The sequence below is a fragment of the Allobosea sp. RIT-PG3_2 genome (assembly GCF_057321085.1).
In genome coordinates this window covers 1-12783 of record NZ_JBXWCA010000003.1, presented here as the reverse complement: position 1 = coordinate 12783, position 12783 = coordinate 1, and the positions used below count along the sequence as shown (strand labels likewise).

At 66.6% G+C, this 12783-nt stretch carries 13 protein-coding genes and 1 pseudogene; 12 read left to right on the top strand and 2 right to left on the bottom strand.

Annotated features, from left to right (window positions below):
- Positions 1-41 precede the first annotated feature (41 nt).
- The 8 genes from AC2FAN_RS10365 to AC2FAN_RS10330 all read left to right on the top strand — a co-directional run bounded on the left by AC2FAN_RS10365 (position 42) and on the right by AC2FAN_RS10330 (position 7635).
- The gene (locus tag AC2FAN_RS10365) at positions 42-176 is read left to right on the top strand and encodes a hypothetical protein (protein ID WP_485173786.1); all 135 of its coding nucleotides are present in this window, start codon (positions 42-44) and stop codon (positions 174-176) included.
- Between the two features lie 63 nt (positions 177-239).
- On the top strand, positions 240-728 hold the full coding sequence (locus AC2FAN_RS10360; protein ID WP_485173784.1) for a hypothetical protein: 489 nt from the start codon (positions 240-242) through the stop codon (positions 726-728).
- A gap of 301 nt (positions 729-1029) precedes the next feature.
- Entirely contained in the window at positions 1030-2616 is a 1587-nt protein-coding gene (locus AC2FAN_RS10355; protein ID WP_485173782.1) for an ABC transporter substrate-binding protein, read from the top strand.
- Between the two features lie 155 nt (positions 2617-2771).
- Positions 2772-3785 carry an ABC transporter permease gene (locus AC2FAN_RS10350; RefSeq protein WP_485173780.1) on the top strand — a complete coding sequence of 338 codons (1014 nt, stop codon included), beginning with the start codon at positions 2772-2774 and terminating at the stop codon, positions 3783-3785.
- A 14-nt stretch (positions 3786-3799) separates the two neighbouring features.
- On the top strand, positions 3800-4717 hold the full coding sequence (locus AC2FAN_RS10345) for an ABC transporter permease (protein WP_476807570.1): 918 nt from the start codon (positions 3800-3802) through the stop codon (positions 4715-4717).
- A 1-nt stretch (position 4718) separates the two neighbouring features.
- A complete protein-coding gene (locus tag AC2FAN_RS10340) occupies positions 4719-6431 on the top strand; it encodes a dipeptide ABC transporter ATP-binding protein (RefSeq protein WP_265051820.1) in 1713 nt (570 codons plus the stop codon).
- 36 nt (positions 6432-6467) lie between these two features.
- Complete coding sequence (hpxZ, locus tag AC2FAN_RS10335) at positions 6468-6848, top strand: oxalurate catabolism protein HpxZ (RefSeq protein WP_265051819.1); 381 nt, start codon at positions 6468-6470, stop codon at positions 6846-6848.
- A 97-nt stretch (positions 6849-6945) separates the two neighbouring features.
- Entirely contained in the window at positions 6946-7635 is a 690-nt protein-coding gene (locus AC2FAN_RS10330) for a GntR family transcriptional regulator (protein ID WP_265051818.1), read from the top strand.
- Here AC2FAN_RS10330 and atzF read toward each other — a convergent pair.
- Positions 7617-9425 (bottom strand): allophanate hydrolase, encoded by a 1809-nt coding sequence (gene atzF, locus AC2FAN_RS10325; protein WP_485173777.1) that lies wholly within the window; start codon positions 9423-9425, stop codon positions 7617-7619. The two genes, AC2FAN_RS10330 and atzF, sit on opposite strands and share 19 nt — an antisense overlap.
- Positions 9426-9715: 290 nt before the next feature.
- On the opposite strand from atzF, the gene AC2FAN_RS10320 reads away from it, so the two are divergent.
- Genes AC2FAN_RS10320 through AC2FAN_RS10305 form a run of 4 tightly spaced genes read left to right on the top strand, consistent with a single transcriptional unit; the run spans position 9716 to position 12052 of the window.
- A complete protein-coding gene (locus tag AC2FAN_RS10320; RefSeq protein ID WP_485173775.1) occupies positions 9716-10300 on the top strand; it encodes a cysteine hydrolase family protein in 585 nt (194 codons plus the stop codon).
- The gene (locus tag AC2FAN_RS10315) at positions 10297-10434 is read left to right on the top strand and encodes a hypothetical protein (RefSeq protein ID WP_485173773.1); all 138 of its coding nucleotides are present in this window, start codon (positions 10297-10299) and stop codon (positions 10432-10434) included. Before AC2FAN_RS10320 ends, AC2FAN_RS10315 begins: the two co-directional genes overlap by 4 nt.
- Complete coding sequence (locus tag AC2FAN_RS10310) at positions 10431-10655, top strand: DUF4089 domain-containing protein (RefSeq protein ID WP_485173771.1); 225 nt, start codon at positions 10431-10433, stop codon at positions 10653-10655. The genes AC2FAN_RS10315 and AC2FAN_RS10310 overlap by 4 nt, the downstream gene beginning before the upstream one ends.
- Positions 10652-12052, top strand: coding sequence for an AtzE family amidohydrolase (locus AC2FAN_RS10305; protein ID WP_485173769.1), 1401 nt, complete (start codon positions 10652-10654; stop codon positions 12050-12052). The genes AC2FAN_RS10310 and AC2FAN_RS10305 overlap by 4 nt, the downstream gene beginning before the upstream one ends.
- Before the next feature lie 291 nt (positions 12053-12343).
- Here the strand turns inward: AC2FAN_RS10305 and AC2FAN_RS10300 are convergent.
- Positions 12344-12454, bottom strand: a pseudogene (locus AC2FAN_RS10300) (IS630 family transposase); the annotation flags it as partial.
- Positions 12455-12783: the final 329 nt, after the last annotated feature.

Below are 12783 nucleotides of genomic sequence, written 5' to 3'. Positions count from 1 at the left end.
TCATATCCGGCGCCCCTATCAGCCGGAGCACGCGGCCTGCCATGTCCGAGACAGCTTGTTCGCGCCGCGCCATCGGCCTGATCGTCCCGTCGTCCAACAGGGTCGTCGAGCGCGTGGCGGGCCAGATGCTTGCGGGCCACCCGCACATCGATTGCTGCATCGCGCGCGTGCCTTAGGGCGGGATCATCGAGACCGGTACAGCGCCCGGCTACAGGCTCGAACCGTTCGACGGCGCTGCCATGCTGCTGGCCGATGCTGGCGTCGATGTGATTTGTTGGAACGCGACGCGCGGGGCAGCGCTGGGCTTCGACGCCGATCGCGAGCTGTGCCGGCGGATCGAGGACCGGACGGGAATCCCGGCGGTCACAACGTCGCTCGCGGCGGTCGCGCTCCTGACGGCGGCGGCTGAGAAAAGGATCGGGTTCGTCACTCAGGGCGACGAGATCGAATCCCTCGATATCCTCGAGAGGTTCCGCTCACAGGGTGTGGACATCGTCGACCATAGCTGGCTCGGCATCGTCGACAATCTCGATGCCGCCTATGTCGGTAGCGACACGTTGCTGGCGAAGGCCCGGGATCTGGCCGCCCGGTCGTCGCTCGACACCGTCGTGTTCTGGAGCACCAATCTGTCGGGCTATGCCGCTCGGCTGAGCGAACCCACCGCCGGCTTCGGCATTCTCGATTCGGCCGAGATCGGCATCCGCGCCGCACTGAGCGGTGCAGGCTAGGGCATCTAGTATAACAGCCCATTTTATAGGCATATTTCTGCGCATTGCATACAACGCGGCGTACGCATTCGTCGATGCGCGCCTTTTTGAAAGCATTTCAGTTCCCTGCCCGCTGGCACGCTACGTGCTTTTAAAGCGCCATGTGCGCCGACGCCAAACCGCATCTTCGTCCGAGTCCAGCCCGAGCCGCCACGCGCCGAGACAGCGCTCGCGCTGCGGCCGAACGCGCGGTCTGCGGGGGTGCTTCCCATCATCCGGCGCGCCGCGACATCCGACTGGCAAAACGAGGGGTCTCCAACCGATGATCACACGCCGCACCGCCATCGCCGCAGGTCTTGCCGCGCCGTTCGTCGCGCGGAGCCAGGCGCAAGCCCAGGCCGTGGGCCGGGCTGAAACCCTGCTGCTGGTTCAGGAGTACGGGCCCAACAGCCTCGACATGCAGGGCATCGGCTCGTCGCAGCCAGTCAATGGCGTCGCGCTAAACTGCTATGACCGCCTGCTGCGTTTCAAACCCGTGCCGATCTCCGGCGGTGGCGGCAACACCATCTCGATGGGCGAGCTCGAGGGGGAGCTGGCCGAGAGCTGGCAGGTCGCGTCGGACGGCATGAGCTGCACCTTCAAGCTGCGCGACGTCACCTTTCATTCGGGCCGCAAGGTCACTGCGGCCGACGTAAAGTGGTCGCTCGATCGCGCCTGCACGATCGGCGGCTTCGCCACGACGCAGATGAATGCCGGCTCGCTGGAGAAGCCCGAGCAATTCGTCGTCGTCGACGAGAAGACCTTTCGCGTCGATTTCGTCCGCAAGGACAAGATGACACTGCCGAACCTCGCGGTCACGATCCCGTTCGTCTTCGACTCCGAGCTCGCGATCAAGAATGGCGGTGGCGACCCCCATGCCAAGGAATGGCTGAAGAACAACGTCGCCGGCTCCGGCGCCTACAAGGTCGAGAGCTGGAAGCCGGGCGTAGAGACGATCTATGTCCGCAATGACGACTGGAAATGCGGAAAGCTGCCGCAGCTGCGCCGCATCATCGCGCGCGACATCGCCTCGCCTTCGACCCGCAGGGCTTTGATGGAGCGCGGCGATGCGGACGTCTCATACGGTCTGCCGCCGAAGGACTTCAAGGACCTGCTCGACGCGGGCAAGGTCAACGTCGTCGGCGTGCCGATCCCCAACGGCGTCTGGGGCTGCTATCTCAACACGCAGGTCGGCCCGTTCAAGGATGTGCGCCTGCGCCAGGCCGTGGCCTGGGTGATGCCTTATGAAAAGATTCTGCAGGCCTCGCTGTTCGGCCGCGGCGTCGATATGTCGGGCGGCACCGAGCCGAAAGTCGCCTGGCCGCAGCCCTTCCCCTATAAGAGCGACGTCGCCAAGGCCAAGGCCCTCGTCGATGCCGCAGGCGGCCCCTTCTCGACGACGCTGTATTTCGACGCGGGCAATGCGACCGTCGCCGAGCCGATGGCGGTGCTGATCAAGGAAGCGCTGGCCGGCATTGGCATAACCGTCGAGATCAACAAGGTTCCAGGCGCGAACTTCCGCACCGAAATCGCCAAGAAGACCAACCCGATGGTGCTAAACCGTTTCGCTGGCTGGCTCGACTATCCCGATTACTATCTGTTCTGGACGATGCACGGCAACAACTCGATCTTCAACATCGCCGCGTACCAGAATCCGGCGCTGGACAAGCTCGTCGATGCCGCCCGCTTCGCGCCCGACAAGGCCGCCTACGACGCCAACGTCATCGACTTCATCAAGCTGGTGGAAAACGAGGTGCCGATGGTGCCGATCAACCAGCCAACTCATGACGTGGCGCTGCAGAAGTCGATCGGCGGCTACCAGTTCCAGCCCTGCCGCGAGCCGGATTTCCGCTACCTCACCAAGGGGTGAGCGGTTCTGGCCGAGGAACCTCACCGGCATTCCGGGCAAGCCGCGTAGCGGCGCCGGTCCGGAATCCATCGTAAGGCGCGACTTTCTACGATGATTTCGGGCCTCCGCTTCGCTCCGCCCGGAATGACGGCGCGTTTGGATGAAGGGAAGACGCCATGCTGCGCATGATCGGCCAGCGCTTGATGACCACGATCCCGTCGGTCGTCGGCGTGATCATCGTCACCTTCCTGCTGACGCGGGTGCTGCCGGGCGATACGGCTGCCTATTTCGCCGGCCCTGCCGCCTCGCCGCAGGCGATCATCGAGATCCGCTCCAAGCTCGGGCTCGACCAGCCGCTGCCCGTGCAGTTCGTGTCCTACGTCACCGCGCTGGTGAAGGGTAATCTCGGGACCTCGCTGACCACCGGCCAGCCGGTGACGGCCGACCTCGCCGCGCGCCTGCCAGCCTCCGCCGAACTGACGCTGGCCGGGCTGCTGCTCGCCATGGCGGTCGCCTTGCCGCTCGGCGTGCTGGCGGCTGTGAAGCAGGGTTCCTGGATCGACCATCTCTGCCGCGTCGTGGCGACCGCGGGCGTCTCGCTGCCGGTGTTCTTCACCGGGCTTCTCCTCGTCTACGTCTTCTATTTTCTGCTCGGCTGGTCACCGGCGCCGCTCGGGCGGCTCGACGTCTTCGCCTCCGAGCCGCCTCGCGTTACCGGCCTGCTCCTGATCGACACCCTGGTAGCGCGGGATTTCGAGACCTTCCGGGGGGCTTTCGCTCAGTTGATCCTGCCGGCGGTAACGCTCGCCATCTTCTCGCTGGCCCCGATTACCCGCATGACGCGGGCATCGATGCTGGCCGTGCTCGGCGCCGATTTCGTGCGCACGGCGCGCGCCAGCGGCCTGACGAACCGCAAGGTCATCGGCACTTATGCTTTCCGGAACGCCATGCTGCCGGTGGTGACGACGCTGGGCATGGTGTTCTCCTTCCTGCTCGGTGCCAACGTGCTGGTCGAAAAGGTCTTTGCCTGGCCCGGCGTCGGTTCCTACGCGGTCGAGGCGCTGATCGCGTCGGACTACGCGCCGATCCAGGGCTTCGTGCTGACAATGGCGATCCTCTACGTCGCCCTGAACCTGATGATCGACGTGCTCTACGGGGTCATCGATCCCCGCGTAAGGCTGGAGGGGTGAAGCCCGTGAACGACATCGCCAAGGTCGAGCCGGCGCCCGCCCCGACAGTCGAACCCGCCCCGGCGCTGCGCTTCGAAGCGCCGCCTTCCACCAGCTTGTGGACGCATGCGCGCCACATCGTGGCCGAGAACCCGGTCACCGGGCTCGCCTTCGGACTGTTCGCGCTGATCCTGCTGGCGGCGATCTTCGGCCCTTCGATCGTTCCCTACGACCCGCTGGCGAGCAACACCAACGCCGCCCTGCAGGCGCCGAGCCGGGCGCACTGGTTCGGCACGGACCAGCTCGGCCGCGACATCTTCAGCCGCGTGGTGGCGGCGACGCGCCTGGACTTCTCGATCGCGATCTTCTCGGTGGCGTTGGTCTTCCTGATGGGCGGACTGGCCGGCGTCATGGCCGGATTCTATGGCGGCTGGGTCGACAAGGTCGTCGGCCGCATCGCCGATACGATCATGGCCTTTCCGCTGTTCGTGCTGGCGATGGGGATCGTGGCCGCGCTCGGCAACTCGGTCGGAAACATCGTGCTGGCGACCGCGATCATCAACTTCCCGCTTTATGCCCGCGTCGCGCGCGCCGAGGCGAATGTGCGCCGCGATTCCGGCTTCGTGCAGGCGGCGCGGCTTTCGGGCAATTCCGACTGGCGGCTGCTCCTGACCCAGATCGTGCCGAACATCATGCCCATCATGGCGGTGCAGATGTCCCTGACCATGGGCTACGCGATCCTGAATGCGGCAGGTCTCTCCTTCATCGGGCTGGGCGTGCGCCCGCCGACGCCGGAATGGGGGATCATGGTGGCCGAGGGTGCGAGCTTCATCGTCTCCGGCGAGTGGTGGATTGCCTTCTTCCCGGGCCTCGCCCTGATGATCGCCGTGTTTTGCTTCAACCTGCTCGGCGATGGCGTGCGCGATCTCGTCGACCCGCAGCGGAGGAACTGACATGACCGCGGTGCCGCTGCTCGAGATAAAGAACCTCACCGTCGAGTTCGCCACCCGGCGCGGCGCGGTGCAGGCGGTCAAATCGATCGATATCAGCGTCGCCAAGGGCGAAACGGTGGCGATCGTCGGCGAGTCCGGCTCGGGCAAGTCGGTCACGTCCTATGCCGTGGTGCGGATTCTCGATCGCGCGGGCCGCGTCGCCGAAGGCAAGATCTCGTTCTCGGGCGTCGATCTCGTCGCAGCCGACGAGACCCAGATGCGCGATCTGCGCGGGCGGGAGATCTCGATGATCTTCCAGAACCCGCGCGCGGCGCTCAACCCGATCCGCAAGGTCGGAAAGCAGATCGAGGACGTGCTGTTGCAGCATGTCCAGGCGACGCGTGCGACGGCCAAGGAGAAGGCTGTCGAGGCGCTGACCAAGGTCAAGATCGCCCGCCCCGAGGAGCGCTACGACGCCTATCCGTTCGAGCTGTCGGGCGGCATGTGCCAGCGCGTCGTGATCGCGCTCGCGCTGGCCTGCCAGCCGCAGCTGTTGATCGCCGACGAGCCGACGACGGGCCTCGACGTCACCACCCAGAAGGCGGTGATGGACCTGATCGTAGAACTGACCCGAGAGCGTGGCATGTCGACGATCCTGATCACGCACGATCTCGGCCTCGCCGCCGCCTATTGCGACAAGGTCGTCGTGATGGAGAAGGGCAAGGTCGTCGAGACCGCCCTGGCCGGCGAGATCTTCCGCAACCCGCAGCACCCCTATACCCGCAAGCTGATGAAGGCGACGCCGCGGCTGGACACCAGCCTCGCGGATCTCTTGCCCGAAGCGCCGAAAACAGTGCCCGGCGAGGCCAGAACGGCCGCCGCTGCCCTGAAACCGGTGGCCAAGACCGGCCCGCTGATGCAGGTCGAGAACCTGATCAAGGAATATCCGCGGCCGGCGAGCGGCAGCCTCTTCGCCAAGCTGCTCGGCAAGGGTCCGGCTGAGCCGCCAGCGCCCTTCCGCGCCGTCGACGGCATCAGCTTCAGCGTCGCCAGGGGCGAGACGCTGGGGCTCGTTGGCGAATCCGGCTGCGGCAAATCGACGACCTCGATGATGCTCACGCGGCTGATCGACCCCAGCGGCGGCAGGATCGTCTTCGACGGCACCGATATCGGCGCGATTCCCGCCAAGCAATTCGCCGCGTCGCCGCATCGCCGGCGCATCCAGATGGTGTTCCAGGACCCGACCGACAGCCTCAATCCGCGCTTCACCGCAGAGCGGGCCATTGCCGACCCGATCATGCGGATGGGTACGATCAAGGGACGCGATGCCTTGCGCGCACGCTGCGAGGAGCTGGCGCGGCTCGTCGGCCTGCCGGTCGAGCTGATCGACCGGTTTCCCCATCAGCTCTCGGGCGGGCAGAAGGCACGTGTGGGCATTGCGCGTGCGATCGCGCTCGACCCCGATCTGGTCATTCTCGACGAGCCCACCGCTGCGCTGGACGTCTCCGTCCAGGCGGTGGTGCTGAACCTGCTGGAAGAGCTGAAGGGGCGGCTCGGCATGAGCTACCTCTTCGTCTCGCACGATCTCAACGTGGTGCGGCTGCTCTGCGACCGGGTGATCGTGATGAAGACGGGCTCGATCGTCGAGGAAGGCACAGCCGAGGAGGTGCTCGGCGATCCCAAGGCGGAGTATACGAGGGAATTGCTGACCGCGATTCCGCACCCGCCGTTATGAGCGGTTCCTGCCCGACGCCTCTGGAGACGCCTGCCGATGAAGATCAACGACCCCACGGTGCTGGCCGAGGTCGAGGCCGCCTTCGCTGAGTACGAGAAGGCGCTGACCACAAACGACGTCGCGACGTTGGACAAGCTGTTCAAGGACAGCCCGCATACGCTGCGCTACGGGGTCGCCGAAAACCTGTACGGCTACAGCGAGATCGCCGCTTTCCGCTCGGCCCGCTCGCCGGTTGGGGTGATGCGCGCGATCGAGCGCACCGTCATCACAACGTATGGCGACACCACGGCGACGGCGAACACCATGTTCCGGCGCGACAGCATGGTCGGGAAGGTCGGTCGGCAGAGCCAGACCTGGATCAAGTTCGCGGAAGGCTGGCGCGTCGTCAGCGCTCATGTCAGCGTCATCCCCGAATGAGCAGCTGGCGGCAGCACATGCTGCGTGACGGCATGACCACCATCGCTCTGGCTGCTATGCAGGCATCGGCAATTCCGCCTTCCCTCCGAACCTGATCATGCCGCCCCACCCCGCCGCCGCCTTAGCGATATCCAAGCCTGCAGCGCCACCGCGGACGCGGACCGAAGCCCTTCGCCTGCAGATCGCCGACGAGATCATATCGGGCGTGCTCGAACCGGGAACGCCTCTCGACGAGCAGGAGCTGGCGGCGCGATTCGGCGTCTCGCGCACACCTGTGCGCGAGGCGATCCGCCAGCTCGCAGCATCAGGCCTGGTCAGCGTGCGGCCGCATCGCGGCGCGGTGGTGGCCTTGCCGACACCGACGCAGCTCGACGACATGTTCGAGGCGATGGCCGAACTCGAAGCTCTCTGTGCGGGGCTCGCCGCCCGCAACATGACCGTGCCCGAACGGCGCGGCCTGGAGGGTTTGCATCAGGCGCTGCGCGCGCTGGTGCATGAGGGCGATCCCCTGCGCTATCACGAGACCAACGAGGCTTTTCACGCCGCCATATATGCGGGCACGCATAATGGCTACCTCGCCGAACTGACTTTGATGACGCGTGCGCGAGTCGCGCCGTTTCGCAGGGCGCAGTTCCGGACGACCGGTCGGCTGGGAGGCTCCTACCAGGAGCACGACTTGATCGTGCAGGCGATCCTGCGAGGCGACCAGCCCGGTGCGGCAGAGGCGATGCGCGCCCATATCGGCATCGTGCGCGATGCCTTCAGGAGTTACGCGCGAGCGCCCTGAGGCTCGATCTGGGCTGCCGCGAAAGCCCGCCAGCCGCCGAATTCGGTCACGTCGCGCGCGTCCTCCGTCGCGATCTGCTCGCAGAGGAAGCCCTTGACCCGCGTACCGTCGGCCAGCGCGAGCGTGCCGATGCCGAGTGGCGTGGGGATTCCGGCGACGAAGCGGCCGAAGCCTTCGGCAGGCAACGCCCAGACCTCGAGCGCGATGGCGGCTCCACCGTTGCGGACGCGGATCAGGCCGGGCCGGGCCGGCGGGCCGCCGGGCAAAGCGAAGAGCCTGTAGTCCTCGCTCGTGGTTGTCGCGCGCAGAAACGTAGCGCCCAATGCCGTCAGCTCGCCGTTGAGCGGCATGCCCGACAGATGGGCACCGACGACCGCGATCTCGATCGCGCCGGGCGGGGCGACGATCGGGAGCTCCGCGAGCGGTGGCATCGGCGCGTCCAGGCCGCCGAGCCTCAAGCCGGCCGCGTGATGAAAGGCGCGGCCCAGCGTGGCCAGCGCCGCGTCGCGGCCGGACGGCGCGATGAAGGTGACGCCCGCCGCCGTGCCGTCCCCGGCCAGGGTCACCGGCACGGCGAGCGCGCACATATCGAGCAGATTGACGAAATTGGTGTAGCGGCCGAGCAGCGAGTTCCTGCCGACCGGGTCGCCGGCCATCTCGGCCAGCGTCACCGGCCTCGGCGCAGTCGGCACCATCATCGCATCGATGCCTTTCAGCGAGGCACTGGCGGCGAGAGCGAGCTCGGCCAGCCTGTATTGCGCCGCGAAGGTGTCGGCCGCATCGGGCAAGGGCCTGCCGGCGATGACCTGCCTGATGACGGGCAGGATCGCTTCGGGGTCGCGTGCGAGCAGTCCGCGGACCGCAAGGAAGCGCTCGGCCACCCAGGGGCCGTCATAAAGCAGGCGGGCCGTCTCGTAGAATGGCGTCATATCGATTGGGACGATGGTCGCGCCCAGCCCCCGCGCGCGCTCGACCGCCAGCGCAAAGCTCGCGGCTGCCGCCGCATCGCCGTCGAAGTCGAGATCGGCGGGTCGCGGGATGGCAATTCTCTGGTGCGGCGGCAATGGGCCGAGCCGCCCGAGCGCTACGGGCCGGGAGAACGGGTCGGCGTCATCGACACCCGAGATCACCTCCAGCACCGCCATCGCGTCATCGACCGTCAACGCAAAAACCGAGACGCAGTCGAGCGTGCGGCACGCCGGCACGACGCCCGCTGTCGGAACCAGGCCGAGGCTCGGCTTGAGCCCGACGAGGTTCTGCAGGCCGGCCGGCACACGCCCGGAGCCGGCGGTGTCCGTGCCCAGCGCAATGGGGACGACGCCGGAAGCGACTGCACTGGCCGAGCCGGAGCTGGAGCCGCCGGGCACCAGATCCGCCCGCAGCGCGTTGCGTGGCGCGCCATAGGGCGAGCGCGTTCCGTTAAGCCCGGTGGCGAACTGGTCGAGATTCGTCTTGCCGATCACGATGGCGCCGGCGGCCCTCAAACGGGCGACGGCGGCGGCATCCTGCGCGGGCACATAGGCGAAGGCCGGGCATGCCGCGGTGGTGGGCAGCCCGACGAAGTCGATATTGTCCTTGATGGCGACCGGAACGCCCCACAGCGCACGGCCGCGCTCTCCCTCCGCCTGCAGCCGCTCCGCCTCCGCCAGCGCCTCGGACTCGGGCTTGAGTGCAATGAACATCGCCGGATCGTCCAGCGCGCGTAGCCGGGCATAGCTCCCGGCGACGGTCTGCGCGAGGGTGCGGCTTCCGTCGCGATGGGCAGAGAGGATTTCACTCAGAGTCTGCACTGGCCGGCTTCCGTTTCGGTGGCATGGGCTGATTGGCTATTTAGTGATCAATCTCAGCACGATTGCATGCAAAGATTATGCAAGGCGCTTTGCTGGGAGAGTTCTGCAAAGGAGTAGCGCGACTATCTTCGGAGTCCTGAAGGCGGGAATGGCTGGGGAACCGCGTTTTTCCTTTCCGGGGCAGCTGCGCGGCAGACGCGCCACCTGCGCCCAACGGCAGCACGCTGCCTGCAGGTATAGGCACGGGCCTTGCAAAGCCCGTTCCGTTCTCTTTGCGGGAGGAGCGCCAGATGCCAGCCGTCGAGATCGCCGCGAAGCCGGGCGCGCTGCTCGTCAAGGCAGTCGCGCCCTGCCGGCGCGTGCTGGAGGGCGCGCGCACCGCAGGCATTCTGGTGATCCACACCCGCGAGGGGCACAGGCCCGATCTCTCGGACGCGCCGCCGGCCAAGGTACAGCGCGGGCCGAAGGAAAAGCGCATTGGTGCGGAAGGGCCGATGGGCCGCATCCTGATCCGTGGTGAGGCGGGTCACGAGATCGTGCCGGCGCTGGCGCCACTGCCCGGCGAACCCGTGCTCGACAAGCCCGGCAAGGGCGCCTTCTACCAGACAGATCTCGACCTGATGCTCCGCAATCGCGGTATCGAGACACTGCTGGTCTGCGGCGTCACCACCGAGGTCTGCGTCCATACGACCGTGCGCGAGGCGAACGACCGGGGGTATCGCTGTCTCGTGCTTGGTGATGCCTGCGCCTCGTATTTCCCGGAATTCCACGAGGTTGGCCTGCGTATGATCACGGCCCAGGGCGGCATCTTCGGCTGGGTATCGACCACGGATGCCGTGCTGGAGGCGCTTGCCCCAAAGGAAAAGGCGGCGTGAACCGGATGGTCGTCCAGAGTTTCATCCCGATGATCGGCGGCTTCCGGCTTGACCGCGCGCATGCACCGGCGAGCGCGAGTGCGCCCAGAACCGCGGCCGCCGCCCCGCTTGGCAAGCTGGAGCCCGCTGAATGAGCGACACCAAGCCCGTCTTCGACGCAGCGCGCCATTGCGATGCAATGGCGTCCACGCTCGGTCTGACGATCACTGGGAATCAGCGCCCCGCTGTCCTGCAGTTCCTGGCGATCGCCGAGACCATGGCAACGATCGTCTTCGAGGCTCCGCTCGACGAGGCTGCCTTCGAGCCGGCCGGCGTGTTCCGTGCCGGGAAATCCGGCAACGGAGAGCCCGCGTGAGTTTCGACGCCTTCGCACCGGCCCACCGGATCGCCACCGATATCCGAGATGGCGCGATCAGCGCGGAGGACGTCGTGGGCGGTTTTCTCAAGCGCATCGACGAGCTCAACCCGACTATTAACGCCTTCACCGATGTCACCGCCGAGCGCGCACTCACCCAAGCGGCGGCCATCGACGCTCGTCGCGCTGCGGGCAAGGCCCTCGGGCCACTTGCGGGCGTGCCTTTCGCCGCCAAGAACCTGTTCGACATCAGCGGCTTGCCGACCCGCGCCGGCTCGAAGATCAACCGGGCGCGCGCGCCGGCCGCACGCGATGCACTGTTGATCGAGCGCCTGAGCCAGGCCGACGCGGTGCTGCTTGGCGGTCTCAACATGGGCGAATACGCTTATGACTTCACCGGCGAGAACGCCCATGACGGGCCTTGCCGCAATCCGCATGACCTCGCCCGCATGGCTGGAGGTTCGTCGTCGGGCTCGGGCGCCGCGACCGCCGCGGGATTGGCGCCCATCTCGCTCGGCTCCGACACCAACGGCTCGATCCGGGTGCCGAGTTCGTTCTGCGGGGTCTTTGGACTGAAGCCTACTTATGGCCGGCTGCCGCGTACGCGCAGTTTTCCATTCTGCGATTCGCTCGACCATCTCGGCCCCTTCGCCCGCGACGTGACAGACCTCGCGATGGCCTATGACCTGATGCAGGGCCGGGACTCGCATGATCCAGCCTGTGCGGTCCGGGCGATCGACCCGACCTTGCCGACGCTGAAGGACGGCGTCTCCGGGCTGCGTATCGCGATCGCGGGCGGCTATTTCGCGACGGATTCGATGCCGGAGGCGCAGGCTGCCGTTGCCGCGGTCGCCGAGGCGCTCGGCGCGACGCAAGTGATCGATATCGCCGGGGCGGCCATAGCGCGCGCGGCCGCCTTCCTGATCACCAATGGCGAGAGCTCCGCCTTTCACCTTCAGCGCCTGCGGCAGCACGCCGATGATTTCGACCCCGAGACCCGCGACCGCTTTCTCGCCGGGGCCCTGCAGCCGACCGCCTGGTATCTCCAGGCGCAGCGGGCGCGGCGTTGGTTTCACGACGAGATGATACGGCTTTTCGAGACCGTCGACCTGATCGTCGCACCGGCGACTCCCTGCGTCGCGCCGGAACTCGGCCAGAAGACCATGATGCTGAAGGGCGAGACCGTGCCGCTGAGGCCCAATATCGGATTGTTCACGCAGCCGATCTCCTGCGTCGGGCTGCCGGTAGCGGCGGTACCCGTCTTCGGAGGCGGCCTGCCGATCGGCGTTCAGCTCATCGCCGCTCCCTGGCGCGAGGATCTCTGCCTGCGCGCAGCCTATGCCCTTGCCGAGGCCCGCGTCGCCTCGGTCAAACCTCCGCTGGCGAGTTGCAATTGACTCGACCGCCAGGGACGATTCCACGGCGAGTGGACCTTTGCGGCGAGCGCTTTCGTCCTCACCGCCGATCGTCGAGATTACTACCGCAAAGCGGAGTTTCGCAGATGCCGCAAGCAGCTTCGTCCATTTTGGCGACCGATCATGCATGTGAAGCTTGCCTCTCGCCGCGGTGGCCTGCTTTTCGCTAGAATAGTTTCGGTTTAATCCATGCCTTAGCCGGCGGCTTTGAAGTAGATCGCGCATGCGGTCGGGGAGAAGAGGCTGACGATCGCTCCGACCGCGTCCCTCCGGCCAGGTCGTCGTCCTCCAGTGGCCATTGGGGATGCCGGCCCGGCAGCGTTCGCCGCGGGGAGCCCGACCGCGCAGGCGAGCCATGGTGGACAAGCCGGTCTCGTCGATGAAACAGCGCCTTGCTGAGTGGGAGCGCGAGAAGCAATCCCTGAACGCGAGCTATCTCCGTCGGCCGATCGTCCCGCCGTGCTGGTCATCTGAACCTTGCGGAATCCTACCGCCGGCGCGTGATCGAGCTGGAGAGCCTTCAGGAAGATCCTGACCTGCCTGCGCGACGAGGCGATCGAAGCGATCCGCGCAATGATCGAGCGCATCGTCATCACGCCGCGGGATGGATGCGGCGTTTCGCTTGAGCTCCGTGGCGATCTGGCGCGGATTCTGGCGGTGTGCTCGGCGAATGCAAAAACCCCGCCTCGGAACGAGACGGGGTTTTCGTTTTC

What these genes read in the sequence shown, in the direction of transcription:
- AC2FAN_RS10365 (WP_485173786.1), top strand. Translation starts at nt 42, where the DNA reads ATGTCCGAGACAGCTTGTTCGCGCCGCGCCATCGGCCTGATCGTCCCG.
- AC2FAN_RS10360 (WP_485173784.1), top strand. Translation starts at nt 240, where the DNA reads ATGCTGCTGGCCGATGCTGGCGTCGATGTGATTTGTTGGAACGCGACG.
- AC2FAN_RS10355 (WP_485173782.1), top strand. Translation starts at nt 1,030, where the DNA reads ATGATCACACGCCGCACCGCCATCGCCGCAGGTCTTGCCGCGCCGTTC.
- AC2FAN_RS10350 (WP_485173780.1), top strand. Translation starts at nt 2,772, where the DNA reads ATGCTGCGCATGATCGGCCAGCGCTTGATGACCACGATCCCGTCGGTC.
- AC2FAN_RS10340 (WP_265051820.1), top strand. Translation starts at nt 4,719, where the DNA reads ATGACCGCGGTGCCGCTGCTCGAGATAAAGAACCTCACCGTCGAGTTC.
- hpxZ (WP_265051819.1), top strand. Translation starts at nt 6,468, where the DNA reads ATGAAGATCAACGACCCCACGGTGCTGGCCGAGGTCGAGGCCGCCTTC.
- AC2FAN_RS10330 (WP_265051818.1), top strand. Translation starts at nt 6,946, where the DNA reads ATGCCGCCCCACCCCGCCGCCGCCTTAGCGATATCCAAGCCTGCAGCG.
- AC2FAN_RS10320 (WP_485173775.1), top strand. Translation starts at nt 9,716, where the DNA reads ATGCCAGCCGTCGAGATCGCCGCGAAGCCGGGCGCGCTGCTCGTCAAG.
- AC2FAN_RS10310 (WP_485173771.1), top strand. Translation starts at nt 10,431, where the DNA reads ATGAGCGACACCAAGCCCGTCTTCGACGCAGCGCGCCATTGCGATGCA.